The organism is Sphaerisporangium krabiense, assembly GCF_014200435.1.
In the GTDB taxonomy this organism is placed as follows: Bacteria; Actinomycetota; Actinomycetes; order Streptosporangiales; family Streptosporangiaceae; genus Sphaerisporangium; species Sphaerisporangium krabiense.
In genome coordinates, this window is record NZ_JACHBR010000002.1 from 346592 (window position 1) to 371292 (window position 24701).

Genomic DNA, 24701 nt, shown 5'->3' on the forward strand with positions numbered 1-24701 from the left:
CCCGTCCCCACCGGCGGGGACGGCCGTGTCCGGCGGGCGGGCCGCGAACACAGCAATTTGAAAGATGCCGGGCGGCCGATTCCGAGGTCACCATGTCGGGTGACGGCCACTCATGCCCGGGCGTGGCGGCTCGCCCCGGCCGTCGGTTCCCGCGGCGTTCCCGAGTTCGTGCGCGGGTTTTCACGAACCGGTCCCGCCGCAGGCCGCAAAATCGCTTGTTCCCGGAGGTCCGATGCGGTACGAAGACGTGCCCCGCGAATTCAACATCGCGTCACACTTCCTCGATCGCAACGATCCCGGCCGCACCGCGCTGATCACCCCGGAGGGCGCCGCCACCTACGGCGAGCTGTCCGCGCGGGCCAACCGGATCGGCCACGCCCTGCGCGCCCTCGGCGTCGGCAGGGGAGACCGCGTCCTGATCGCGCTCGCCGACGGCGTCGACTTCGTCGCCACCTGGTACGGCGTCCAGAAGATCGGCGCGATCACGGCCGAGGTCTACACCTACCTCCAGCCCAAGGACTACCGCTACTACGCCGACTACGCCGAGCCCAGGATCGTCGTCGCCGACGCGGTCACCCTGGAGCGGCTGCGCGTCGCGGGCGTCGGGAACCTGCTGGTCTCCGGCGTGCCCGAGGACCTGCTGCGGCCCGGCGAGCACCACTTCGAGTCCCTCGTCGCCGCCCAGCCCGCCGAACTGGAGCCCGCCCCCACCCGCAGCGACGACGTCGCGATCTGGAAGTTCACCACCGGCAGCACCGGCGCGCCCAAGGCGTGCGTGCTGCCCGCGCGCAGCCCGCTGCTGGCCTGCGAGTGGTACGCCCGCGGCGTGCTCGACATGGGCCCCGACGACGTCGTCCTGCCGGTGCCCAAGCTGTTCTTCGGCTACTCCCGCGACATGACCGCGCTGTACCCGTTCGGCGCCGGCGGCGCGGGCATCGCCTTCCCCGAACGCAGCACGGCCGAGCGGATCTTCGAGCTGATCGCCGCCCACCGTCCGACGATCCTCGTCAACGTGCCCACCATGATGAGCGCCATGGTCTCCCACCCCGAGGCCGCCGCCCAGGACCTGAGCAGCCTGCGCCTGTGCACCTCGGCGGGGGAGGCCCTGCCCGCGGACCTGCACCGCAGGTGGATGGACACCTTCGGCGTCGAGGTGCTCGACGTCATCGGCTCCTCCGAGGTCTACCACGCCTACATCTCCAACCGGCCCGGACGCACCCGCCAGGGCAGCCTCGGCGAGGTGGTCCCCGGCTACCGCGCCCGCGTGATCGACGCCGACGGCGACACGCTGCCGGACGGCGAGGTCGGCCGGCTGGAGATCGTCGGCGAGACGGCCGCGCTGGAGTACTGGCGCGCGCCCGAGAAGTCCGCGGAGACCTTCCCCGCTCCGCACACCGTACGGTCGGGCGACCTGTTCACCCGGGACGCCGACGGCTACTTCTACTACAAGGGCCGCGCCGACGACCTGCTCAAGGTCAGCGGCGTCTGGGTCGCGCCCTCCGAGATCGAGAACTGCCTCCGCTCGCACCCGGCCGTCGCCGAGGCCGCCGTGGTCGGGTACGAGGTGGACGGCCTGACGCTGCCCCGCGCGTTCGTGGTGACCTCAGGCGAGGTGTCCGCCGCGGAGCTGCAGACCTTCGTGAAGACGACGCTGGCGCCGCACAAATACCCCCGTGACGTCAGATTCGTCGACCGTCTCCCCGAGACCGCCAACGGCAAACTCGACCGCAGAGCGCTCAAAGAAGTGGGGTGATCCGAGCGCGCCACCCCGGCGCGATGGACGTTTCCCGCCGCCGCCACCGCGCGGCATCCGTCGAATTCAGCATTTCAGAAGATGTGCCGTGCGGTGGCGGAGCGCGACGATGTCGTCCCCAGTACACCGTCCACAACGGTACGCAAGAACTTGAGCAGGGGAAACGCCCCTGAGGGGAGGAACGCTAATGGCGGCAACCACTCGTCTGAGCGACGTGGAGATCGGCAGTAACAAACGAATTCCCAAGCTCGAGGGCGTGCGCGGCGTCCTCGCGATGGGCGTTCTCGTCTTCCACGTCGCGTGGCAGGCGGGCGCCACCAACTACGCGGACAAGGTGGGCAACGGGATATGGGGGCATCTGGCTGACGGCCTTACCGTCATGCTGCCGCCGTTCTTCCTGCTGTCCGGCCTTTTCCTGTACCGCCCGTTCGCACGGGCCGTCATGACGCAGGACGCCAGGCCCGGCGCGGGAACGTTCCTGTTCCGCCGCGGCCTGCGCATCCTGCCGGCCTACTGGCTGCTCATCGCCGTCGTGCTGCTCGGCATCAACCTGCGCGGCATCGACAGCGTCTGGGACGTGATCCGCCCGGTCTTCGCGCTGCACTTCTACCTGCCCGACGGGCAGCCGAACATCGGCCTCGGCCACAGCTGGACGGTGCCGACCGAGCTCACCTTCTACCTGCTGCTGCCGGTGCTCGCCTGGCTGGCCGCCGTGTTCGCCGGACGCGGCGGCGACGTGGCCAAGCGGGCGCGCGCGGCGCTGTGGCCGGCCGTCCTGCTGTTCGCGGTGGGCATCGCCTGGGTCACCTACACCAACCTGCCCTCGTTCAAGGGCCCCTTCGAGTTCTGGTTCTGGCCGTTCTACTACGTCAGCGCCTTCGCCTGCGGCATGGCCCTGGCGGTCTTCTCGTCCAAGTCCGAGCTCACCGGCGTCACGCCGGCGATCTACCGCGCGGCGGCCAAGCACCCCAACCTGTTCTGGCTCGCCGCCCTCGTCATCTACGTCGTCAACATCCCCAAGCCGTTCGGCGAGCCGGGCATGGGCACGATCGGGTCGCTCACCCAGGAGCTGGTCGGCCACATCCTGATCCTCGTCTTCGCCGTGCTGTTCCTGCTGCCGCTGCTCGTGCCCGAGGCCCGGTCCCGGCTCATGGACGTGACGCTGGCCAACAAGCCGATGCGCTACCTCGGCCGCATCTCCTACGGCATCTACCTCTGGCACATCCCCTTCCAGAACTTCTACGTCGGCAACGGCAACATGTTCGGCAAGACGCCGGTCATGGACGCCGAGCTGCGCGGCACCTCGGGGTTCTGGGAGCTGTTCGCGTTCGTGGCCGTCGGCAGCGTGCTGGCCGCGACGCTCAGCTACTTCCTGCTGGAACGCCCGCTGGTCAACTACTTCACCCGGCGCGCCAAGCGGAAGCTCCAGTCCCGCATCCCGGTGGCGCCCGCCGACGACACGCCGGTTCCGTCCGAGCGCATCGTCAAGTAGAGCCCTTTCCGCACGGGCCGGGCCGGTGGATCCCTCCACCGGCCCGGCCTTCGCACGTGCGACCGGCATCTCAGCGGGCCGTCGCACCCGGGCTGACGTCGCCCCGGAACAGCCCGCCGGGGTCCACGCGGTCGCGCACCCGGTCGGCGCGCTCGGCCTGGGCGGCGCTCAGGTGCCCCTGCGGCTGGGCGAAGTTCTCCACGAACGACGGCGCCGTCCGCCCGGTGTCCCAGGGGGACAGCGCCGCGCGGACCTTCGCGCAGTGCTCCTCGATGGCCGCCGTCACCGCGGCGTCCTCGGCCACGCCCGCGCCCGAGTAGGCGTAGTGCGCGTCCAGGTGGTCCAGCGCGCCGCCGCCGGGGGAGGGCCGCCCGTAGGCGCCGCCGAGCTGGCGCAGCCCCGCCACGACGAACGGCGAACCCGAGCCCGCGCCGAGCAGCCGCAGGAACGCGGCGGCGCCGTCGTCGCCGATCTCGCGCAGCAGCATGTGGTCGCCGACGATCGCGATCGGGTCGTCCGGCTCCATGTGCGCGCGCAGCACCGCCGACGGCTCGGTGAGCTGCCAGTCGTCCATCACGGGCTCGGCCACCGCGCGCAGCGGCCCGAGCAGGTCCTCCGCCTGCCGCGTGGCCGCGGTCACGTCGTCGTCCAGGCTCAGCACCGCCCCGTCCACGCAGATCACCGGCCCGGCGGCCAGCGCGGGCGGCACCCCGGGCACCGGCGGCAGGTTCATCACCCGCAGCGACGTGGTCACCTCGTCCGGCGCGTCCAGCGTCCACCGTCGCCAGGCCGCCAGCAGGCCCTCGGCGTGCGCGGCCGGCCAGTACGTCGCCCCGGTGATCACCTTGGCGGCCGGGAACAGGGCCACCTCGACGGCGGTCACCACGCCGAAGCCGCCGCCACCGCCGCGCACCGCCCAGAACAGCTCCGGGTCGGTCTCGGCGTCCACGCGGCGCTGCTCGCCGTCCGCGGTGACCAGCTCGACCGCGCGGACGCTGTTGATCGCGAGCCCGATGTGCCGGCCGTAGAAGCTCAGACCGCCGCGCAGCAGGTAGCCGACGACGCCCACGGTGGGGGAGGAGCCGTGCGGCGCGGTCAGCCCGTACGGGGCCGCGGCGTCCACGACGTCGCCCCACAGCGTCCCGGCCGGGACCCTCGCCACCCGGCGCGCGGCGTCCACCTCGACGCCGCCCTCCAGGTTCGTCCGGATCAGCAGCGCGCCGTCCATGGGGCGCGCGGTGCCGGAGGCGTGCCCGGTCGTGTGCACGCGCACCGGCAGCCCTTCCGCCCGCGCGTGCCCGATCGCCGCACGGATCTGGTCGATGGTGCGCGCGGTCACGGCCGCCGCCGGCCGGGCCGGCGTGGCCAGGTTGAACACCCGCGTCGCGGCCTCGAACGCCGGGTCGCCGGGACGGGCGACTCCGGTGTCCCGCTCGTCGATCGTGGTCATGAGTGACACGCCTTCCGGAAACACCCCCGGAGAAGAGGGTGAGGGAAATGTGATTACACGCCGAACGCCGTCGAGTCCGGCGGTGCGGTCAGATTCACACGCGCGCGCCCGCCCGCGCATCTCCGTGATTGCGCTGTGATCCCGGCCGGGCCCAGGTCAGGACGGCACTCTCGGAGATGTCGCCGCGCCCGCGGCCCGCACACCATTAGTGCAGATCATTCTGTCAATCGCTGTCTTCCCCGGGTCCGGCCATCCCGGTCGGCAGCACCGAGGTCATGGGGCCGCTCGACGGGAGCGACGTATTCATGGGTAACGAAGTCATCGACACGGCCGTCATCGGCAGGCACTACGACGAGCGCTCCCCGATCGGGGACGAGCTCCGCGACGGCCAGATTCATATGTGGTACTGGTATGACGACGATGACGACGCCCCGCTGACCGAGGCCGTCCATCGCGTCAGCCGCAAGGTGACCGACACGCTCGGCCTGCGCGCCGGCGAGCACGTCCTGGACGCGGGATGCGGGCCCGGCGCCACCGCCGTCTACCTCGCGCAGGCCTACGGCGTGCGGGTCACCGGCGTCACGGTCAGCGCCTTCGAGATCGACAAGGCCCGCGCCAGGGCCGCCGCCGGCGGCGTCGCCGGCCTGGTCGGCGTCGAGTACGGCGACTACGCCGCGCTCTCCTACGCCGACGGCGCCTTCGACGCCGTCCTCGCCCTGGAGTCGCTGCAGAACGCCGCCGACCTCGGCCAGGTACTGCGCGAGCTGTACCGCGTGCTGCGGCCCGGGGGCAGGCTCACCTTCTCCGACTTCAGCCTGGAGTCGGACTCCGAGCCCGCCCGGGTGGCGAAGTTCATGGACAGCCTCAAACTCCACCGGCTCCCCACCATGGCCGAGTGGCTCGGCCACCTGCGGGACGCCGGATTCCAGATCGAGGAATACACCCAGTGCGGACCGCGGGTGTTCGGCAGGAAGTCGAAGTACCTGAAGTCGGCGATGGGCCGCAGGGACGAGGTCGCCGAGAAGTTCGGCGAGGACGCGGTCGCGCAGTTCTCCCAGAGGCACCTGGGCTTCTTCGCGCCCCGGAAGGAACAGATCGGGTACGTGATCGTCTCGGCCCGCAAGCCCCGGACCTGAGACCGCCAGCCATAGGAACGCCGCCGAACGCCCGCAAGCCGCCGAAAGCCGCCGCAGAGCCGGCACCCGGCGTGTCGCGAGCGGGCGAACGCCCCACAGGCCGGTCGACACGGCCATCCATCAGGAAAGGACCCGCACATGAGTGTTTCCACGGCCCACTCGACCGCCACCGAGGTGGTCGACGCCTTCACCGGCGCCGGCCGCGACCGCCTCGCGCCGGAGTTCCACCGGCTCGTCGCCGCCCTCTGGGACGACGGAACCCTGACCGACCTCGCCGTGCCCGCCGTCCCCGTCCTCGTCGAGCGGCTCGGCCAGGTCGACGACGAGCGCAAGGGCTTCATCGCCGTCCTGCTCGGCATCCTCATCGAGGCCGAGTACCCCGACACCGAGGGCCCGATCACCACGGCCGCCCGGCAGGGCGTCGACCTGTACCTCGACCTGTGGCGCACCGCCCCCAACGGGCAGTCCCTCTCGGTGGCCCTGACGTACCTGGTCGCGCACTTCCCCTCCCACCGCGACCGCGTGCTCGCCGCCGCCGACCACCGCGACCTGCACATCGAGGACTACACCCGCCTCGAGCGCGGCGTGCAGGAGCTCGACCCGGCCAACCCCGTCCTCGGCCGCGTCTTCCCCTCCCCGGCCGTCTGGGCGCTCATGGACGACGACGAGAAGTCGTTCGACCAGACCTGGATCCGGCAGATGACCGCCGAGCAGATCGCCGCGAACTGGGAGAAGGACACCCGCACCGTCTGGGGCCACGCCGGCGCCAAGGCGTACTGGGCCGTGCTCAACGGCACCCCCGCGCCCGTCGTGCTCGGCACCGTCCCGCCCCGCGACCAGGTGCCCCAGCTCCGCGAGCAGAGCGCGGACATCTTCGCCCCGCACGCCGAGGCCCTGCGCTGCCCGAACTGCGGCGGCGGCATCGAGGTCTCCGGCGAGACCGTCCGCTGCGTGAGCTGCTCCACCGCCTTCCCCGCCGCCCACGGCATCCTCAACCTCTCCGAGGGCGCCCAGAACAACCCCGGCGACTTCCTCTACAAGCTCGCCGAGCTGCCGAGCATGGGCCTGTTCTACGAGGCGTACGCCCGCCCGAACTTCCTGCGCATCGCCGGCACCAACTGGGGCGCCCAAGTCACCCCCGAGGACGAGCGCCGCTACATCATCGACCACGTCGTCCCCGTCGAGGGCCCCGTGCTCGACCTCGCCTGCGGCGCGGGAACCTGGACCGAGATGCTGGTGGAGGCCGTCGGCGCCGAGCGCATCATCGCCCTGGACGCCTACGCCCCCATGCTCACCGCCACCCGCAACAAGCTGCCCGAGCTGCCCGCCGTCATGGCCAGCGCCAAGGCCCTGCCCTTCCACGACGCCAGCGTCGGCGCCGTCCTGTGCTGGAACGCCCTCCAGGCGTTCCCCGACGACGCGGCCGCCGCCATCGCCGAGGTCGGCAGGATCCTGCGCCCCGGCGGCACGTTCTCGCTGCTCACCTTCCGCATGCACGACGACCGGCTCGCCCGGTACTTCCAGGCCTCGCACTACTTCCCCGGCCACCAGGAGGGGATGCAGCTCTTCGAGCTCGACGACGTCAAGCGGTGGCTGGCGGACGCGGGGCTCACCATCCGCGACGAGTCCGGACCCGGCACCTTCATCATCATCACCGCCGAGCGCCCGCGCTGACCACCCGCGCCGGTCGCGCCGCGCCACCGGAGCACGCAGCCACCGAGTCACCGAGCACGAGACATATGGGAGAGCCCACATGACCACCGACCAAGTCGCCGCGCCCTCCGCGCCTTCCTCCGAGGGGACGGCCGAGTTCTACGACGTCTTCAACCTCCTCCTCATCGACGTCTGGGACGAGAACTTCCACCAGGGCTACTGGGAGGACGAGAACGACGAGAGCTCCAACCGGCGCGCCGCCGAGCGGATGACCCAGCTCCTCATCGACCACTCCGGTCTGGAGAACGGCGGCCGCGTGCTCGACGTCGGCTGCGGCATCGGCCTGTCGGCGTTCCAGCTCGCCGGCGCCACCCCCGCCGAGATCGTCGGCATCTCCAACAACCAGGCCCAGATCGACGAGGCCAACCGCCGCTCCCGCGCCCAGGGCCTCGCCGACCGCGTCACCTTCGAGTACGCCGACGTCTACGCCCTGCCCTACCCCGAGGGCTCCTTCGACGTCGTCTGGGTCTTCGACGCGCTCCTGCACATGGACCGCCTGCGCACCCTGCGCGAGCTGCGCCGCGTCCTGCGCCCGGGCGGCCGTGTCGTCGTCACCGACAAGCTGCAGACCGGCCCCATGAGCCCCGAGGACGAGCGCGCCGTCAGCGAGTTCATGACCGACCTGCAGGCCAGCCCCATCCTGTGGGAGAACGAGTACCGCGCCCTGGTCGCCGAGGCGGACCTGGAGGTGGCCGAGCTGCTGGACATCAGCAAGCACACCTACAAGTCCTCCACCCGCACCATCGAGGCCGTCAACGCCAAGTACGACGCCCTCATCGACCGCTACGGCGAGCAGGTCATCCCCATGCTGGAGCTCCTCCGCAACCCGGTCGGCCTGGTGAAGGAACTCGGCTACTTGCTCTGCGTGGCCAAGAAGCCCGCCTGACCACCACCCCCGAACGGGCGACCTCCCCGAGGAGGTCGCCCGTTCCCGTATGAACCAGGCCGCGCCCCGGAAATGGGCCTCGCCTCCGGCTCGGACTGTGCTTTCCAGTGGCCTCCGGCCCCGAGGGAGCCCCCTCGGACTCCCCATCAGAGTGACGGCTTCAGCCGCGCCCAGGGATCGCCCACCCACACTGCACGGATGGGCTGGTGGGAGACGCAGGACTCCAGACGGCTAAGAGATTGGCCCGTCCTGGAAATGGGCCTCGCCTCCGGCTCGGGCTGTGCCTTCCAGTGGCCTCCGGCCCCGAGGGAGGCCCCTCGGACTCCCCATCTACCAGGGCAGGTGTCGGCGGTGATCGTCAGTCGCTGCACCGACATCCACGATGCCGTTCCAGCGTGGACGCCTCCACGTCGCCATGGACATGGGACGTTCGTATGGGAGTGCCTATCCCTTGCGCTACTTGAGGCTCGTCCCCGAGATCTCGAACCACACCACGCGGCTCGGGCCGTCCTGCCGCCATCCCCACCCGGACGACAGCTCGCGAACCAGCCACAGCCCGCGCCCGCCCTCGCTCAGCGGGTCCACCTGTGCGGGAATCTGGGGAACGGTCTCTTCTGAGCCCTCGTCCACCACCTCGACGCGTACGGTCCTGCCGTCGTCGTGGACCAAGAGTCCGACCACGCCGCCCCGCCTGTGCCCTGACGCCGAGTGCTTCACCGCGTTGGCGACGACCTCACCCGACAGAAGCACGATGTCGTCCACGGTGCTGCCCGGTATCCGACGCTCGGCCTTCTGCAGCACCTCGCGCATGTACATTCGCGCGAGCCCGATCGAGCATGTGGCGCCAAGAAGGTCGATCTTTCCGAGGAGCACGGGCGTCACCGCGCGACCTCCCAGATACGCTCGGCCGCGTCGTCCGCCACCACCGGCACTCGCTGCGCTCTTCCTCGCCCCCAGGTGTAGAGCCATGCCCCCTTATGGGCGAACGCCATGATGCGAAGTACGCCGGGCTCGCGAGGCACCATCAGTACCGGCTCTCCCTTCGACGGCAGATCCACCACCGCTCGCACCCCGCGCTTGTTCAGCTCCCATCCCAGCCGGACGAGGTGGCGGTACTGCTGTTCTTTGGCCGCTTGGGGACCTTGCCGCGCACGGGACGGTGGGGGGTTCTCGCTGCGAGGTCGAGGACGGTCGATGCCTGTCATCTTGGGCTCCATCGACGTGGGGAGATTGTCGGATAAGTGTCGTGATCTCTCTTGGCGGCGCGTTTGACACGCCCAGAATGCATGCCGGGGGAGCGAATTGAAGTAGCGAAATGCGCGACAGTCCTCGACCATTAACCCCACGCCTTGTAGTGGTTGTCACTATCCTGTCGATGAAGTCCACATGGGATTAGTGCCACTGTGGAGGTGGGTGTGGTGACTGATCTTGAATCACGCATGACCCCTGTCGAGCGTTTCGGTCGTGAGCTGGCCAGATCCCGAAAGGGAAAAGGCTTGTCGCAGGCCAGGCTCGCCGAACGACTCGGCTGTTCGCCTTCGCTTATCGGGCATATCGAGACAGGTAATCGCAGACCGCAGCTAGACTTCGCAGAAGGGTGTGATCGTGTCTTCGATCAGTCCGAAAGCAAGCGATTTGTTAGGTTGTACCGGAGAATCGTGGATTCTCCGTCGGGACCGGAATGGTTCGTCCGCTGGCAGGATGAGATCGAGCCTCAAGCCGTGACCGTGCGTACGTGGGACCCGCTCTTGATCCCCGGCCTACTCCAGACGGAGGCGTACGCACGAGCCGTCTTCCGTGGCCATCTCGCGACCTCGGAGGCGGAGGTGGAGGAGCAGGTCAGATCTCGTATGCAGCGAAGCCTCATTCTGGGCAGGGATGACCCACCGGTCCTTTGGGTTCTCATAGACGAGTGGGTACTGCGCCGGCCGATAGGTGGACCTGAGACGATGCGGGAACAGTTGGGGCACCTGGTCGCCATGGCGAGCCGCCGTCATGTCACGGTGCAGTTCGTCCCTTTCGACAACCCGTGCACTGACGGCCTGATGTCCGGATTCGCGATTGCGGAACTTGCTGACGCGCCCGTTACTGTGTCCGTAGAGTCCGCAGGGACGGGTGAAGTCGTGACTGATCCCGTGGTCGTCTCCGTCATCTTAGGGCGGTATGACGCGATACGAGCACAGGCGTATCGTCCAGGTGAATCGCTCGAAATCATCAAGGAGGCGGAGGCTCTATGGGCGCAAAAGACCTGATTCCAGCGGAGCTTGCTGGGGTTGAATGGAAGAAGAGTTCTCGCAGTGGCAACAGTGGCGGCAACTGTGTGGAGGTCGCAGGCGATCTTCGCGGCGCCGTAGGAGTTAGGGACAGTAAGAATCTGGCCGGACCGGTGCTCGTCGTACGCCCTGCCGCCTGGTCGGCCTTCCTGACCGGCATCAAGGACGGCATGCTCGACGGTTGATCCCGTTATGGCCGAAAGCAGAGGCGACAGAGAGCTCTCGCCGATACGAGGGCTCTCTGTGTGGGCTCCTGTACCGCGAACCTGGAGGCGGCCAGGCTCAGTTGAGTGCTCGGTGTGGAGCGTGGCTTATGGCAGGACGGACGGCGTCGTCGACAGGCCGATCATGACGAAGCGGATCAGTGGATAGATCAGCGCGACAAGGAGCCACCAGGAGCGGATGCGCCACCCCATGATCCATCGGGAGGAGGCGACGGCGATCAGACCGGCGGCCAGGGAGAGTAACAAGCCGGGGATACCTGCTACGGCCTGTGGCCAGCCTGGACGTGCGAGGGAGTAGCCCGTCCAGGCGGAATAGAAGACGTGCCAGAAACCAAAGAACAGCAGGCTCCCCGTGGCACCGGCGGCTCTTAACACCGTGATCACGCGGCCGTCCTCCGACGTGCGATTACGCATGAAATCGCCCCTTCCTCGACCGAGGGCAGGTCGGTCGACGTGCCTCCGGCGTATCACCATCACATCGATGATCTACTCGCCGACGGCCCTACCGCCTGTTTTCGGGAAAGGTGGAGAACGACTTGGGGGCAGGCTCCCTGCCAACTACAAAGTGCTCATGTCAGTTCAGTCGCGGTCAACAGCCTGGACGGTGATCAGGCAGGCGAACGCGGCGAGCGCGAGTGCGGTACGGACGAGGTGCAGGTTCAGCCACCGCCGTCGGGTCTCCTGCCAGTCGGCGGGTAAGGGGTCGGGGTTCCAGGCGTCCACCGCCCGGTTGAGGGGCTCCAGGCCCGTCAGGGTGAGGACCACGGTGAGGATCACCATGATCAGGGCGGCCGCGCTGACGCCCAGAGCGAACCATCCACGGCGCCACGACAGGGCGGTCACGACGATCAGCGCCGCGATGCCCGTCAGCAGCAGCGGCGGCATGGCGCGGCCGTAGTCGACGTTGAGCGCCTGCCAGTACCGGACGTACGCGGGCCCCCACAGGCGAACCACGGACGGGGCGAGCACCGTGAAGACGACGCTGCCCGCGTACTGCGCACCCTGCGCGAGCTGCGCCGCGTCCTGCGCCCGGGCGGACGTGTCGTCGTCACCGACAAGCTGCAGACCGGCCCCATGAGCCCCGAGGACGAGCGCGCCGTCAGCGAGTTCATGACCGACCTGCAGGCCAGCCCCATCCTGTGGGAGAACGAGTACCGCGCCCTGGTCGCCGAGGCGGACCTGGAGGTCGCCGAGCTGCTGGACATCAGCAAGCACACCTACAAGTCCTCCACCCGCACCATCGAGGCCGTCAACGCCAAGTACGACGCCCTCATCGACCGCTACGGCGAGCAGGTCATCCCCATGCTGGAGCTCCTCCGCAACCCGGTCGGCCTGGTGAAGGAACTCGGCTACTTGCTCTGCGTGGCCAAGAAGCCCGCCTGACCACCACCCCCGAACGGGCGACCTCCCCGAGGAGGTCGCCCGTTTCCGTATGAACCAGGCCGCGCCCCGGAAATGGGCCTCGCCTCCGGCTCGGACTGTGCTTTCCAGTGGCCTCCGGCCCCGAGGGAGCCCCCTCGGACTCCCCATTTGCCATGCCGAGTTCACCGGATCGGCTCGGCAGAAGATCTCAGCCGAAATCTCGGCGGATGAAGTCATCCTTCGTCGCCGACTCCTCCCACTCGCCGTCGCTGAGGGGATCGAACCCTAGAAACACGGCCATCGCATCCACCTCCGCACGGGACATATGCCTGTCGGCCAGGAGCGCCTTCGCCCGCCGCCACGCCTCTTCCGCCTCGCGTGACAGGCGTACCGTCTCGACCGCCATGCGGATCGTGCCCTTGCCGACGAGGTGACGCTGATCCTCAGGCGGCCGGCTCCGGTCCCAGAGGAAGAACGACATCATTGCTGATCGACCGGATGGACTGGATCGGCCGGTCGCCGCTGCCGGGGAAACCACGCCGCCACGTCGTGGCCTTCGCACGCGTACGGCACCTCGAACCACAACGTCCGGCCGGCCTCGTGTTCCTCGACACCCCATCGCCGGGCGATCGCGTCCACCAGCACCATCCCACGTCCGCCCTCGGCCACTGGGCTCCTGGGGACACGCGGAGCCGTCCGTCCGCCCGCGTCGGCGATCTCCGCGTAGATGAATGCGCCACAGTCGGCCAACGCCAGCCTGACGCGGCCACCGTTCGTGGAATCGGAGTGCAGCACCGAGTTCGTGACGGCCTCCGACACCAGAAGCGTCACGTCGTCCCGAACCGGGTGGTCCATGCCGAGAATCCGCCGTACGAAAGCACGCGCTTCGTGTACCGATTCGGGAGCACCGAGCAAATCGATAGCGCCCAGTTGGATGCCTTTCGCCCCGCTTATATAGGTGGATGTCTGGCCCTTGGTCCGTGCCACGGATCGCACCTCCAGAATGCGCTCCAGGGACCCGGTGTACGACGAGAAGCGTGGTGCGGGTCCGGTCATTCACGCTGTGGGCTTTCATCACATCGCTCTGTGCGCATGCGGTGACAGTGTGCGTAGGGGAGACTGGGGGAGACAGCCGGATTCCGCCGTTTCCCCCGAGGAGCTTGCGATGAGCGATATCCCGGCCTGGGCCTCGCGCCTCCGAGCGCTGCGGCGTCATAACCTGTGGACGCAGCGAGAGATGGCGAAGCGGCTCGCCGACGCCGCCGACGAGCACACCCGCGCGCGCCTGCCCGAACGTGACTCTCTCATTCGCATGATCAAGTATTGGGAGGCGGGCACGCACCGCCCCAAAGACCCCTATCCGGTGCTGTACTCGCGAGCTTTCGGCATGGACGAAGAGGAATTGTTCGGTACTACAGCGGCGCTGGCACGCCATGATTCCACGGATGCTCTGTCGCAGATCCTTCGCGAAGAAAATCCCCTTACTCCGTACGCCCGCCGCAAAGGCTCACGTATCGGTGCGGAAACCCTCGCCGATATGTCGGCGCGAGTCCATGGTCTGCGGCTCGCCGACGATGTCCTCGCCGGACTCGATCTCATCCAGCCCGCCTTCCGCGAACTCGGCACGGCCGTCCGGATGTTCAGAGACTCGGCGCACACCGAGGAGGCAGGCCGGGACCTGTTGGTCATCATCGGGGAGTTCGCCCAGATCGCCGGCTGGGTGGCAGGTGACGCGGGACGGGCCGACCAGGCGGCGCGCACGTACAAGCTGGGCATAGGCGCGGCCCAGGACGCCGGTGACGGCACCCTCGCCTCGTACCTGATCGGATCGCTGGCCTATCAGGTTTCCGGAGGCGACGACCCTGGCGAGAGCGTGGCCCTCGCGCAGGCGGCGCTGGACGCGGCCGGGACCTCCGCGCCTCCCCGGGCACGCGCCCTCTGCTGGGATCGGCTGGCGTGGGCGAACGCGCGGGCGGGTGACGCGCAGGCGACCATACGAGCCCTCGGCGAGGCGGACGAGGCCCTCGTCCGTGACTTCGGCGGTACGGAGCCCGCTTACCTGTACTGGGTGGACGAGAACGAGCTCCAGATCATGAAGGCACGCGCGTACACCGAACTACGACGACCGCTGCGCGCCGTCCCACTCCTGACCGATGTGCTCAGCCGATACAACCCCGCACATTCACGAGAACTCGCCTTGTACCTGTCATGGCTGGCCGTCGCACTGGCGGACGCCAACGAACCCGAAGAGTCGGCACGAGTGGCCGCCAGAATGCTGGAGCTCTCAGCAGACGTGGCCAGCGACCGCACCGCCCAACGCGCCCGCGTCGTTCTGCATCGCCTCCAGCGCTATCGGGACGTGCCACAAGTACGAGAACTGCTCATGGCGTACGGCTGAAGTCCGCGGCGGTGGAGTGTGGCTTGTGGCAGGGCGCTGGTCTGCGCTGCTCGCCCGGCGGTGCGGACGAGCCCTGCCCCGAAGGCGGGAACTACGCGTCCTTCTCGTCGCGCCAGCCGCCGGGTTCGGGATGGTAGCCGTAAGCGGCGGCCCGCACCGTTTCCTCGTCCTCCAGCCCGGAGCCGATCGTGCCGCCGACGGTGGCGAGCGAGCTGATGATCCAGGCCAGTATCAGGTAGTCGGTGAAATCGACCGACCGGTGCAGGGTCTGTTTCAGCACGGATGTGTCGATCAGCAGCGCTGCGGCGAGTGTCGTTCCGGCGAACAGCACCAGATAGGACACCGCGGTGGCCAGGGTGAGGGTGAGGATCGTGCCCAGGTTGAACAGCCGGGCCAGCTCAGCCGGTGTCTCCCGGTCCGGTTTCTTCCACAGGTCGTGCGCGACGATCAGCCAGGTCACCAGCGCGGTCAGCCCGAGAATCATGATCACGGCGAGGCGGAGTCCGCCGAGCGCGTCGCCCATCTGCCAGATGGTGTCGGTGGTGAGCGCGAACGCGGCCGTGCCGAAGGCGCCGACCAGCAGTTTGGACAGGCCCAGCAGGGCGCGCCCCGGGCGGTTGGCCCGGACCATTCCGGTCACCAGCCGCAGCCGGCCGATCAGCCGCGAGGCGACGTAGCCCAGTTCCCCGGCGTCAGCCCCGCCGACCACCCGGTGAATGGCGGCGACCTGGCCGGTCAGCTCGGGCGGTGCCCAGCCGGCCAGCAGCACCCGCTCCTCGGTGGCGTCGGTGAGCAGCCGGCCCACGAGATTCGGCACGGCTGCGCGGACCGCTCGCAGCTGGCGCAGCCCCAGCGCGGGCAAGGAAACCAACGCGACTCGGCGCCGGGCGGACATCTGCGCGACCAGCGGCACCCGCTCGGTGTGCAGCGGCAGGTCGGTCAGGCAGATCGCGACGTCCCACCCGGCGTCGGCGCGCCGGCGGGCAAGATCGTCGAGCAGCCCCTCGACGCCGCCGTCGCGGCGCGGAGCCACTTCACCCCAGCCTTCGCGGACGATCCACCGCACGTCCGCGTCCACCTGCTCGGCGAGCCGGTCGGCCAGCTCGGCGGTGAGCCGCGCCACCACCAGGGCCGGGTAGTCCGGCGGGGTCGCCACGAGTCCGACGACGATCTCCGGCCGACGCTGATCACTGGTGGCCATTGGCGCTCCTCGCCGGTAGCCGGGCGACGGCCGTCCCTCGCCTGCGGATGATCAGTGATCGTCGAAGACGAGTTCGCCACCAAGCTGGCTGTACAGTTCGAGTTGGTCGTAGTAGATCCGATGAGTAATGATCTTGTTGTTGCCAACGGAGCAGGCGCTGGTGCCGCGAACGGCGACATGACGGCCGGTTCCGTCCAGCACACCTCCGCTGGGCAGCACCAAAGGCCCGTTATGCGTGCCGGTGAGCATCCATTCGGTCACCGCGGGATCGGTGCAGAACACGGTGTGCCAGATCGTCATGCACAGGTCGGGAAACCCTGCGAAGATCTCCTCGTAGAACGAAGCGATCTGGTCGTGTCCTTCCGCGACGCCCCCGGGGGTCACCAGGACCGCGTCCCGGCTGTGGCACTGAAGAACAAGATCCAGATCGTGGGCGTTGAAGGCCTCGAGCAGCTTGTCCTTGAGCGCGCGAGCGTCGCCCATGGTCATCACCCCCTCGGTAGGGCCCTTCCAGCGATGGACGCGCCATCACGGCGGCCGGCCCTCGCCCGGGGCCGGCCGCTGTTGGCGTGCGCACTGGCGGCGGTGGCCGGGCACCGCGTGTCAGCTGAGCCGGTCGGGATGGATGACGACCTTGGTCCAGCCGGGATCCCGCCGGTCGAAGTGCTCGTAGCCACCCGGTGCGTCGTCCAGCTCCAGTTCATGCGAGACGACCCAGGACGGCCGGGCCTTCCCTTCGTGGATGAGTGACATGAGCGCCCGGTTGTAGTTCTTCACGTTGCACTGGCCGTTGCCGATCGTCTGGCCCTTGAACCAGAGCATCCCGTAGTCGAAGGCGATCTCGCCCTGCTTGTAGAGATCGTCCGGGCTGCCGGGGTCGGTGGGAATGAAGACGCCGACGACGCCGATGGTCCCGGTGAACTTGACCGATTTGACGAGGTTGTTGAGCGTCATGTTGGGGTGCTCGTGCCCCTGCGGGTCGTGCGCCTGGTAGCCCACGCATTCGCAGCCCCGGTCGGCGCCCAGGCCCTTGGTGAGCTCCATGACCTGATCGACCGGCGGCGACTTGGAGTCGTCGATCGCGATCGCGCCGATCTCCTCGGCCTTGGCGAGCCGGTCGGGATGACGGTCGACGACCATCACCTTGCTCGCGCTCTTGAGCGTGGCGGAGTAGGCGGCCATCAGCCCGACGGGCCCGGCCCCGTAGATCACGACGGTCTCGCCCGCCTGCACGCAGGCGAGCTGCGTCGCGTGCCAGCCGGTGGGCCAGATGTCGGCGAGCATCACGTAGTCGTTCTGCTTCTCCTTCGCGTCGTCCGGAAGGACGAGGCAGTTGACGTCGCCGTACGGCACGCGCAACAACTCGGCCTGGCCGCCGTTGTAGGGCCCCATGTCCGCGAAGCCGTACGCCGCCCCGGCCATGCCCGGCTCAGGATTGGTGGTGAGGCAGTAGGCCGTCAGGCCCCTCTCGCAGTTCGCGCAGAAGCCGCAGGAGATGTTGAACGGCATGCAGACCACGTCGCCGACGCGGACGTGGTCGACGGCCGATCCGACCTCGACCACTTCGCCGAGGTTCTCGTGGCCGAGGACCCGGCCTGTCTCGAAGTCGGTCCGGCCTTCGTACATGTGCAGGTCCGACCCACAGATGTTGGTCGTGGTGACGCGGACCAGGACATCGGTGGGCCGCTCTATGCGCGCGTCGGGGACACTCTCGACCTCGACCTGCCGAGGTCCCTTGTACACGACTGCTCTCATGCTTTCCTCCCCATGCGGTTGATCGCGAAGGATCGCCTTACCCGTCGACGACAGGACGAGAAGTCCCCCGCCGTACAGCAGTCAACGGTTCGTTCCTCCTTCCTCGCTCGCCATGACCGCGCCCCTGGGAGGACGCGGCTCCGAGTTCGCCGGACGTTCGGAGCTGATCGCCGAGGCAGTCCCGATCGCCTCAGAGCAGCAGGTCGAAGACATCTATCGCGCGCTCCCACTGCTCGGTCGCGGGGTTCTTCACGTCCGGATCCACGATCTTGAAAGTCCGGGCCAGTGCCACTGACAGGCCTCCGACGATCTCGGGCAGGCGGCCGATGGTCTCCTCGCCGATCGACAGGTCGAGCGGGGGCAACGCGGCGAGCTGCTCCAGGATGGGTTTGAGCTCGATGTCCTCATCGAGGAGGCCGAATCGGTGGATGCTCTCCTGAAGGCCCTTGGTGACGGGCAGATCCCAGGGTTCGATGATGTCGCGACGGTTGGCCTTGGCGTGGGCCTGGCCGATCAGCAGAAGGTCGTGGACCTTGCCGTTGACGAAATCGCCGTAGCGCCGCAGGTCGTCCTTGTCGACGTCGACCCCTGCGGCGCTGCGGAAGAGGCGTTCGAATCTCGGCACCGCCATGACGACCATGGAGGTCTCCTTTCTTCCGGCCCGGAGTCACTCTCCGGCCTGGAGGTACTCGTGGATCAGCCGTACGGCCATGGCGCCTTCACCGACCGCCGCGGCCACCCGCTTGACCGACCCGCTCCGCACGTCCCCGGCCGCGAACACGCCTGCGCCGCTCGTCTCCAGCGGGAACGGCCGGCCGACGGAGTCGGGCACGCCTTCCTTGCCCGACCGGCCGGCGTCCGCGCCGGTCAGTATGTAGCCCCGCGGGTCGAGCGCGATCTCGTCGGCCAGCCAGGTGGTGTACGGCTCCGCGCCGATGAAGATGAACAGCGCGCGGGCCTCGATCGTGAAGCGCTCGCCGGTGCGGTTGTTCTCGGCGATGACCGCGGTGAGCCTCTCTTCCCCGATCAGCTCCCGGACCTCGGTGTTCAGCATGATCTGGATCCGGGGGTGCCGTTCGATCTCGACGGCCAGGTAGCGGGACATGTTCCTGGACAGCGATTCGTCCCGCACGAGCAGCCGGACGCGGGCGGCGTGCCGGGCCAGGAACAGGGCGGCCTGACCGGCCGAGTTGCCTCCGCCCACGACGACGATCGGGTCCCGCTCGCACATCTGGGCTTCGAACATGGTCGCCGCGTAGTAGACGCTCGTGGGCTCGAACCTTTCCAGGTTCCCGACGTCGAGTCTGCGGTAGCGGACGCCGGTCGCGATGATCAGGGTGCGCGCGTGGATCGTGCCGCCCTCCCCGACGGTGACGATGTGATCGCCCGCGTTCAGGTGCAGTCCGCATGCCTGTGCGGGGACGTGGAAACGCGCGCCGAACTTGCCGGCCTGGATCGCCGCCCGCTCCGCCAGCTCACCGCCGGAGATCCCGGACGGGAAGCCGAGGTAGTTCTCGATCCGTGAGGAGGTGCCCGCCTGGCCGCCCGTCGCGACGTTGTCCAGGACCATCGTCGCGAGGCCCTCCGACGCCCCGTAGACCGCCGCCGCGAGCCCCGCCGGCCCGGCCCCGATGACGAGCAGGTCGCAGTGGGTCTCCTTCTGTACCTGTGGTGCGGGGAGCCCGATCGCCCGGGCCAGCTCCGCGTTGCTCGGGTTGCGGAGCACCGTCTCGCCACGCCAGATCACGACCGGGGTCTCCTCCGGGGTGACGCCCATGCTTCGCAGGAACCGCTCGGCCTCCTGGTCCTGCTCCAGGTCGATCCACCGGTGCGGCAGCCGGTTGCGTGCCGCGAACTCCCGCAGCCGCCGGGAGTCGGCCGAGAAGCGGGAGCCGATGACGCGGAAGCCGGCCCCCAGTCCGATGAGCATCGTGCGGCGGATGAGGTAGGCCCGCAGGATGAGGTCGCCGAGTTCCGGATCCCCGGCGACCAGGCGGCGGAGCGCGTCCGCCGGCACGGCGAGGACCTCGCCGTCCTCGGCCACCACACCGGTGACGAAGCCCACCTGGCCGGTGAGCACGTTGAGCTCTCCAAGGAACCGGCCTGCCCCGTGGACGCCGATCACCTGATCGTCGACGCCGAATCCCTCGACCGTCGCCACCTTGCCGGCCAGGACCGTGAAGAATTCGGCGCACGGAAGGCCCTCCGCGTACAGGACCTCATCCTGGTGGACCCGGCGCCGCTCGCCGTGCGGGGCCAGCGCCTGGAGCTGCGCGTCGCTCAGCCGGGGGTAAGCCCCTTGCGGGTCCGGCGTCTCGCAGAGCTCAGGCGGCCAGCGCATGGTCCACCCATTCGCGTGGGGCGGGAGCCGGCGCCGCGCCCGATCGCCGGGTGAGGACCCGGCCCTGATCGATCACGACAAGCGTCGGGATGGCCTGTACGGTGAAGCGTTCCGAGAGCCGGGGCGCTTGGTCCGCGTTCCCCGCGCCGGCGCCGGCGGCCGAGAGCAGGCGTGGGACCAGCCCTTCGGGCGGTTCCAGCAACGCGAACAGGAGATGCTCGCCGTCGACTTCGGTGCGCCCGAAGCGGGTCGCCTTGGTCTGGGCGCCCTGCAGGGCCTCCTGTGACTTCTGAGTAAGGCGGTTCACGTCCACGGGAAGCCTCCCGGAGTTCTCGTGCGGCTCCGCAGAGCCGCTTCGAGCTCCGCGACGCGGTCGAGGAGGTCCGCCACCAGACCCAGCAAGGCATAGTCGACGGCCGGTTGCGTGTGCGGCCGCTGGAGGCGCCCGGCGGCGGCAAGCTGGGAGGACGGGAACCACAGATCCCCCGTCGCGTCGCGGAAGGTGCCCCCGCAGGCGCAGGCGGCGTCCGGAGGAGGAACCGGGCGGAACCATGACCTTCGCCTCGCCGCCCTGACCCGCGAGCCGGATTCGCTGCCCGTTACGGACGCCAGGGGGGATCGTGATCTCCAGCGTCCGGGAACCTCCGCGGTGGGGAAGGGTGATCGTGCGGCGGCCGCAGCGGTAGGCCTCCTCGACCGTCAGCGGCAACTCGGCCTCCTGGTCGGCGCCGGGCATCGGACGCCAGCCGCGGCCCGCACGTCCCTCCCGCCCTCCGAACATGCCGCCGAACAGCTCCTCGAAGTCGATGCCCTCTCCGGTCTCGAACCGGACCTCCTGCCCGGCCGGACCGCGTGCCCATCCGTCCCGGCCTCCTGCGCCCCACCCCGGCCCCGGCCCGGGCGTACGCCGCCGGGTCCACGCCCTCGGGCACCGCCGGGAGCAGCCCCCCGACCTCTGATCTCTCCATCCAGTCAAAGGGCCCGGATCGCTCCCCGAAACCCCCAAATGCCCATTTTCTGATCAAACAACAAAGGCGGCAGGCGAGGGCCGGACTCCCTGGACTTGACCCGCCCGTGGTCGCGGAGGCGGCCGCGGAGAGGATCTTCCGCCTTCCCTCCACGAGTCCGCCGATGTGATCTCCCTTCAGCCGGGAGCGCGCGGCCGCGGCGTTCTCCAGGTTCAAGAAACGGTCCGGCGCGTGCGCGAGAGCCGGTGGCGGGAACGATGAAGGGAAGTTCACGAAGCGTCGGGGGTGACGGCCATGGCGATGCTGGTCGAGATCGCCGTGGAACGTTACAGGTTCGTCTGCGGGCGCTGCGGGCACACCTGGACGGCGGACTACGACGTGCAGTACGTGAGCGACGACCTCGGCGAGGTGTTCGCCTTCTACCGGCTCGACGGTGTTCCGGTTCTGGCCCCCACCGGCGACGAGATCATCTGCCCGAACTGCGGCGCCATGGGCGTCAGGGCCATCCTGGAAGGGCGCCGCGACAGTCCACCCGCACGCTTGGACACCGACCAGCCGCGCCAGCGGGTCACGACCAGCCCGGAACAGCGCCGTGCCTCGGTTCCGCACCTGCCGGCGGCCGGCGGGCCGTGACGACGGCCGCAGGAACCGGGCCCGCAGAGAGTCCTGGTCCACCCGCGGATACGCCGGATGCTCCGCGGCGTACTCACCGGTCGCGGCGATGATGAACGGTGTCCTGGCCTTGCCGCGCTCCACGACCTCGATCACCTGACCTGGACGCAGCGGTAGGCGGGCTTGTCGACCTTGTGCCCCTCGACGCGGATGTGGCCGTGGCTGACGGCCTGGCGTGCCCGCTTGACGGCGCGGCGCGGACGAGCGGTCGCGACCGTGCGCTGTCCAGACGGATGTGCGGCGACTGCGGCCTGGACTACAACCTCATCGGGGGCCGGCCCCGGCGCGAGGGCGTCTGCGACTCCTGCGGCGGCCGCCTCGAGGCGCGGGAGGTCGACACCCCGGAGGCGCTCACCGCCCGGATCGATGACCATCGGGAGAGCATCGCCGCCCTGCTGGACCGGCTCCGGCGCAAGGCTCCGGTCTTCGTCGTCGACGCGAGCCGCGATCCGGACACCGTCCAGGAAGAGATCCGTACGCTCCTTGGGCTCCCCTCTTAACGTTTCGGCCATCGGCAAGGCGGGCATAAGGCCAAATTAGGCATATTCAGGGGGGAATTATGCCTTATCAATCAGTCAATCCTTACAGTGGCGAGGTCGTCGCCACATTCTCGGAGATCACCGACGCGGAACTCGAGGACGCCCTTTCACGTGCTCGGTCGACGTACGAGAAGTGGCGGCGGCGAAGCTTCGACGAACGAGCGGCCGTCACCCGACGCGCGGCCCGGATCCTGCGTGAGCGGCGGGACGAGTTCGCCCGCCTGCTGACCCTGGAGATGGGAAAGCGGATCGGCGAGAGCATCGAAGAGGTGCTCCTGAGCGCGGACATCTTCGACTACTACGCCGACAACGCCGAGGACTTTCTCAAGCCCGTCCCGATCGACACGCGTAAGGGCGAGGCGGTCGTCGTCAGCAGCCCGCTAGGTGTCCTGTTCGGCGTGCAGCCGTGGAACTTCCCGTACTACCAGCTGGCGCGATTCGCGGTACCCAACGTGATGACGGGCAACGTCGTCATGGTCAAGCACGCGTCGAGCGTTCCCCGGTCCGCGCTGGCCTTCGAGGAGCTCTACCGCGAGGCCGGTGCGCCGGACGGCGTCTACACCAACCTTTTCGTCACCAAGGAACAGGTGGGGAAGGTGATCGACGATCCGCGCGTGATGGGGGTGGCCCTGACCGGCAGCGAGGAGGCGGGCGGTGTCATCGCGACGCGCGCCGGCAAGGCGATCAAGAAGACCACCCTCGAACTGGGTGGCAGCGACCCGCTGATCGCCATGCCCGACGCCGATGTGGGTCCGACGGTCCACTGGGCCGTGTGGGGCCGGCTCAACAACTGCGGGCAGTCCTGCGTGGCCACCAAGCGGCTCCTCATCCACGAGCAGATCGCCGACAAGTTCCTCGAGGAGTTCACCGCGGCCATGAGCGGGTTGGTCGCCGGGGACCCGATGGACGAGCGGACCACCCTGCCGCCGATGTCGTCCCAGTCGGCCGCCGACAAGCTGAAGGCGCAGGTGGCCGAGGCGGTCGAGCACGGTGCCCGGGCGACCGAGGTCGGCCCCCCGGTGCCGGAGATCGGAGCGTTCGTCCAGCCGACGATTCTCACCGACGTCAGCCGCGACAATCCGGTCTACGGCCAGGAGCTCTTCGGCCCAGTGGCGATGTTCTTCAGCGTCAGGGACGAGGATGAGGCGATCGCCATCGCCAACGACACGGGCTTCGGGCTCGGTGGCGCGGTTTTCACCTCCGACATCGAGCACGGCAAGGAGATCGCCCACCGCATCGAGAGCGGCATGGTCTTCGTCAACCATCCCACCTGGACCGCGCCGGAGTTGCCCTTCGGTGGCATCAAGCGGTCCGGTTACGGGCGGGAGCTGTCCTGGCTCGGCATCCAGGAGTTCGTCAACAAGAAGCTGATCGACGTCGTTCCGCTCGACGCCGCGCCGTGAACATGCCCGGCCACGAGCGCGCTGTGGGCAGGCCGGACAACGCCTGGATCCGCACCTAACCGCGTGCCGGCGGGTGCTCGGCTGGGCGGCGTCCCCAGGCCGAGATCAGCGGTGCGAGTGTCAGGTCGAGTTCGCCCGCGTCGATGGCGGCCAAGTGCGCGTCGAGCTCGGCGTCGTCGGCCAGGCCGGCCGCGAGCAGTTCGCCGCGCACGTGCCGGATGGTCGCCGCCTCCAGCCGGTCGCAGGCCGGTCCGCCGACCGGGAAAGAGCCCGCGGCGGCGACATCTACCAAGCCGGCCTCACGCAATGCCCGCGGCAGTGTCCGGCCGTAGCGCAGGTCCGCGCCGCGGCGCGTCAGCAGCTCCCGGACCGCGTCGCGCAGCCGGTTGGCCCGCCGCTGCGCCGGGCCGCTGTCGTCCAGGCATGCCAGTGGCTGCAGAGCGGTATCGGCGTCCTCGACCAGCAGCCAGCCGCCGGGCCGCAGCGCCGCCGCCATCGTGGCCAGCGCCCGAGCCCGGTCGGGTACATGGACCAGCACGAGCCGGGCGTGCACCAGGTCGAACGTCCCCGGCTCCGGAGGCGGATCAGCGGCGACGTCGTGCCGGCGCACCTCGTACCCGCCGCCTGCCTTCAGCCACGACGGGTCGATGTCCGTGGCCAGCACGTGCCCGGTCGGACCGACGGCCGCCGCCAGCGCCTCCGGGATACTGCGGCCACCGGCCCCCACCTCCCAGCAGCGCGAGCCGACCCCGACCCCCAGTCGAGCGAAGTGCCCCCGCGTCACACCGTCGAACAGCTCGGCCAGCTGAATGAACCGCTCGCCCGCCTCGGCGCGCGCGTTGTCCAGCAGGTACCCGCGGGCGGGAGCGGGCTCTCCGCCGAGCGCGGTAGTCCCGCCTATCGGATCCGGTCGGCCATCGACGTGCGGCGGGCGGGGCGAGGAGGTCATCACTACATGGTCGTCTCCCCAGACCACCAGCGCCACGAGGACGAAGGAGGCATATCTCACACAGCCAGTGACCCCGCACATCTTCCAGCACGGTTCTGCTCCGTGACGCGCCGGAAGGGGTACATGTATCCGGCCCCCACAGCCAGCGCACCAGGTGCGGGACAGCGCGCTGACCGGACTGTCGGC

27 protein-coding genes and 1 pseudogene are annotated in these 24701 nt (G+C 69.2%); 12 read left to right on the forward strand and 16 right to left on the reverse strand.

Annotation, left to right across the window (positions count from 1 at the left end; translation table 11 throughout):
* The first annotated feature begins 232 nt into the window (after positions 1 to 232).
* Together BJ981_RS29525 and BJ981_RS29530 are read left to right on the forward strand one after the other, a co-directional pair.
* Positions 233 to 1753: a benzoate-CoA ligase family protein gene (locus BJ981_RS29525; protein ID WP_184616702.1), complete on the forward strand. Its 1521-nt coding sequence runs from the start codon at positions 233 to 235 to the stop codon at positions 1751 to 1753.
* 187 nt (positions 1754 to 1940) lie between these two features.
* Positions 1941 to 3245, forward strand: coding sequence for an acyltransferase family protein (locus tag BJ981_RS29530; RefSeq protein WP_184616703.1), 1305 nt, complete (start codon positions 1941 to 1943; stop codon positions 3243 to 3245).
* Positions 3246 to 3315: 70 nt separating this feature from the next.
* Here BJ981_RS29530 and BJ981_RS29535 read toward each other — a convergent pair whose 3' ends face one another.
* Positions 3316 to 4695, reverse strand: coding sequence for an FAD-binding oxidoreductase (locus tag BJ981_RS29535; RefSeq protein WP_184616704.1), 1380 nt, complete (start codon positions 4693 to 4695; stop codon positions 3316 to 3318).
* A 305-nt stretch (positions 4696 to 5000) separates the two neighbouring features.
* On the opposite strand from BJ981_RS29535, the gene BJ981_RS29540 reads away from it, so the two are divergent.
* From BJ981_RS29540 to BJ981_RS29550, 3 genes are all read left to right on the forward strand, one after another.
* Complete coding sequence (locus tag BJ981_RS29540) at positions 5001 to 5831, forward strand: class I SAM-dependent methyltransferase (protein ID WP_184616705.1); 831 nt, start codon at positions 5001 to 5003, stop codon at positions 5829 to 5831.
* Positions 5832 to 5969: 138 nt separating this feature from the next.
* Positions 5970 to 7505 (forward strand): class I SAM-dependent methyltransferase, encoded by a 1536-nt coding sequence (locus tag BJ981_RS29545; protein WP_184616706.1) that lies wholly within the window; start codon positions 5970 to 5972, stop codon positions 7503 to 7505.
* 79 nt (positions 7506 to 7584) lie between these two features.
* Positions 7585 to 8430 carry a methyltransferase domain-containing protein gene (locus tag BJ981_RS29550; protein WP_184616707.1) on the forward strand — a complete coding sequence of 282 codons (846 nt, stop codon included), beginning with the start codon at positions 7585 to 7587 and terminating at the stop codon, positions 8428 to 8430.
* Between the two features lie 456 nt (positions 8431 to 8886).
* Here BJ981_RS29550 and BJ981_RS29555 read toward each other — a convergent pair whose 3' ends face one another.
* Both BJ981_RS29555 and BJ981_RS29560 read right to left on the reverse strand, forming a co-directional pair.
* On the reverse strand, positions 8887 to 9312 hold the full coding sequence (locus BJ981_RS29555; RefSeq protein ID WP_184616708.1) for an ATP-binding protein: 426 nt from the start codon (positions 9310 to 9312) through the stop codon (positions 8887 to 8889).
* The gene (locus BJ981_RS29560) at positions 9309 to 9635 is read right to left on the reverse strand and encodes a hypothetical protein (protein ID WP_184616709.1); all 327 of its coding nucleotides are present in this window, start codon (positions 9633 to 9635) and stop codon (positions 9309 to 9311) included. Before BJ981_RS29560 ends, BJ981_RS29555 begins: the two co-directional genes overlap by 4 nt.
* A gap of 213 nt (positions 9636 to 9848) precedes the next feature.
* Between BJ981_RS29560 and BJ981_RS29565 the strand changes: the two genes are divergently transcribed.
* Positions 9849 to 10682: a helix-turn-helix domain-containing protein gene (locus BJ981_RS29565; RefSeq protein WP_184616710.1), complete on the forward strand. Its 834-nt coding sequence runs from the start codon at positions 9849 to 9851 to the stop codon at positions 10680 to 10682.
* On the forward strand, positions 10664 to 10888 hold the full coding sequence (locus BJ981_RS29570) for a DUF397 domain-containing protein (RefSeq protein ID WP_184616711.1): 225 nt from the start codon (positions 10664 to 10666) through the stop codon (positions 10886 to 10888). The genes BJ981_RS29565 and BJ981_RS29570 overlap by 19 nt, the downstream gene beginning before the upstream one ends.
* A gap of 126 nt (positions 10889 to 11014) precedes the next feature.
* Here the strand turns inward: BJ981_RS29570 and BJ981_RS29575 are convergent, their stop codons facing one another.
* Both BJ981_RS29575 and BJ981_RS29580 read right to left on the reverse strand, forming a co-directional pair.
* Entirely contained in the window at positions 11015 to 11341 is a 327-nt protein-coding gene (locus BJ981_RS29575; RefSeq protein ID WP_184616712.1) for a hypothetical protein, read from the reverse strand.
* 165 nt (positions 11342 to 11506) lie between these two features.
* The gene (locus tag BJ981_RS29580) at positions 11507 to 11896 is read right to left on the reverse strand and encodes an anthrone oxygenase family protein (protein ID WP_311745802.1); all 390 of its coding nucleotides are present in this window, start codon (positions 11894 to 11896) and stop codon (positions 11507 to 11509) included.
* Between the two features lie 105 nt (positions 11897 to 12001).
* Between BJ981_RS29580 and BJ981_RS29585 the strand changes: the two genes are divergently transcribed.
* Entirely contained in the window at positions 12002 to 12310 is a 309-nt protein-coding gene (locus BJ981_RS29585) for a hypothetical protein (protein WP_184617793.1), read from the forward strand.
* Positions 12311 to 12497: 187 nt separating this feature from the next.
* Here the strand turns inward: BJ981_RS29585 and BJ981_RS29590 are convergent, their stop codons facing one another.
* Both BJ981_RS29590 and BJ981_RS29595 read right to left on the reverse strand, forming a co-directional pair.
* Entirely contained in the window at positions 12498 to 12773 is a 276-nt protein-coding gene (locus BJ981_RS29590) for a hypothetical protein (RefSeq protein ID WP_184616713.1), read from the reverse strand.
* A complete protein-coding gene (locus tag BJ981_RS29595; protein ID WP_204070314.1) occupies positions 12770 to 13276 on the reverse strand; it encodes an ATP-binding protein in 507 nt (168 codons plus the stop codon). Before BJ981_RS29595 ends, BJ981_RS29590 begins: the two co-directional genes overlap by 4 nt.
* A gap of 178 nt (positions 13277 to 13454) precedes the next feature.
* Between BJ981_RS29595 and BJ981_RS29600 the strand changes: the two genes are divergently transcribed.
* Positions 13455 to 14687: an NsdA family TPR-like regulatory protein gene (locus BJ981_RS29600; RefSeq protein ID WP_184616715.1), complete on the forward strand. Its 1233-nt coding sequence runs from the start codon at positions 13455 to 13457 to the stop codon at positions 14685 to 14687.
* Between the two features lie 91 nt (positions 14688 to 14778).
* On the opposite strand, the gene BJ981_RS29605 is transcribed toward BJ981_RS29600, so the two are convergent.
* From BJ981_RS29605 to BJ981_RS39715, 7 genes and pseudogenes are all read right to left on the reverse strand, one after another.
* Positions 14779 to 15888: a DUF2267 domain-containing protein gene (locus tag BJ981_RS29605; RefSeq protein ID WP_184616716.1), complete on the reverse strand. Its 1110-nt coding sequence runs from the start codon at positions 15886 to 15888 to the stop codon at positions 14779 to 14781.
* 51 nt (positions 15889 to 15939) lie between these two features.
* Entirely contained in the window at positions 15940 to 16377 is a 438-nt protein-coding gene (locus BJ981_RS29610; protein WP_204070313.1) for an ester cyclase, read from the reverse strand.
* A gap of 114 nt (positions 16378 to 16491) precedes the next feature.
* Positions 16492 to 17643 (reverse strand): glutathione-independent formaldehyde dehydrogenase, encoded by a 1152-nt coding sequence (locus BJ981_RS29615; protein WP_184616717.1) that lies wholly within the window; start codon positions 17641 to 17643, stop codon positions 16492 to 16494.
* A 190-nt stretch (positions 17644 to 17833) separates the two neighbouring features.
* Positions 17834 to 18283 (reverse strand): DUF1931 family protein, encoded by a 450-nt coding sequence (locus tag BJ981_RS29620; protein WP_184616718.1) that lies wholly within the window; start codon positions 18281 to 18283, stop codon positions 17834 to 17836.
* A gap of 27 nt (positions 18284 to 18310) precedes the next feature.
* Positions 18311 to 19984 carry an FAD-dependent oxidoreductase gene (locus BJ981_RS29625; protein WP_184616719.1) on the reverse strand — a complete coding sequence of 558 codons (1674 nt, stop codon included), beginning with the start codon at positions 19982 to 19984 and terminating at the stop codon, positions 18311 to 18313.
* Positions 19968 to 20297 (reverse strand): thioredoxin family protein, encoded by a 330-nt coding sequence (locus BJ981_RS39485; protein WP_239139303.1) that lies wholly within the window; start codon positions 20295 to 20297, stop codon positions 19968 to 19970. The genes BJ981_RS29625 and BJ981_RS39485 overlap by 17 nt, the downstream gene beginning before the upstream one ends.
* Before the next feature lie 285 nt (positions 20298 to 20582).
* Positions 20583 to 20765: pseudogene (locus BJ981_RS39715) on the reverse strand (DnaJ C-terminal domain-containing protein); the annotation flags it as partial.
* A 481-nt stretch (positions 20766 to 21246) separates the two neighbouring features.
* Between BJ981_RS39715 and BJ981_RS29635 the strand changes: the two are divergent.
* Positions 21247 to 21585, forward strand: coding sequence for a hypothetical protein (locus tag BJ981_RS29635; protein WP_184616721.1), 339 nt, complete (start codon positions 21247 to 21249; stop codon positions 21583 to 21585).
* A 131-nt stretch (positions 21586 to 21716) separates the two neighbouring features.
* Here BJ981_RS29635 and BJ981_RS39720 read toward each other — a convergent pair whose 3' ends face one another.
* The gene (locus tag BJ981_RS39720) at positions 21717 to 21776 is read right to left on the reverse strand and encodes a hypothetical protein (RefSeq protein ID WP_372436915.1); all 60 of its coding nucleotides are present in this window, start codon (positions 21774 to 21776) and stop codon (positions 21717 to 21719) included.
* Between the two features lie 6 nt (positions 21777 to 21782).
* Between BJ981_RS39720 and BJ981_RS29645 the strand changes: the two genes are divergently transcribed.
* Together BJ981_RS29645 and BJ981_RS29650 are read left to right on the forward strand one after the other, a co-directional pair.
* The gene (locus BJ981_RS29645) at positions 21783 to 22124 is read left to right on the forward strand and encodes an adenylate kinase family protein (RefSeq protein WP_184616722.1); all 342 of its coding nucleotides are present in this window, start codon (positions 21783 to 21785) and stop codon (positions 22122 to 22124) included.
* Between the two features lie 59 nt (positions 22125 to 22183).
* Entirely contained in the window at positions 22184 to 23566 is a 1383-nt protein-coding gene (locus BJ981_RS29650) for an NAD-dependent succinate-semialdehyde dehydrogenase (RefSeq protein WP_184616723.1), read from the forward strand.
* 55 nt (positions 23567 to 23621) lie between these two features.
* On the opposite strand, the gene BJ981_RS29655 is transcribed toward BJ981_RS29650, so the two are convergent.
* The gene (locus BJ981_RS29655; RefSeq protein ID WP_204070311.1) at positions 23622 to 24575 is read right to left on the reverse strand and encodes a methyltransferase domain-containing protein; all 954 of its coding nucleotides are present in this window, start codon (positions 24573 to 24575) and stop codon (positions 23622 to 23624) included.
* Positions 24576 to 24701 lie beyond the last annotated feature (126 nt).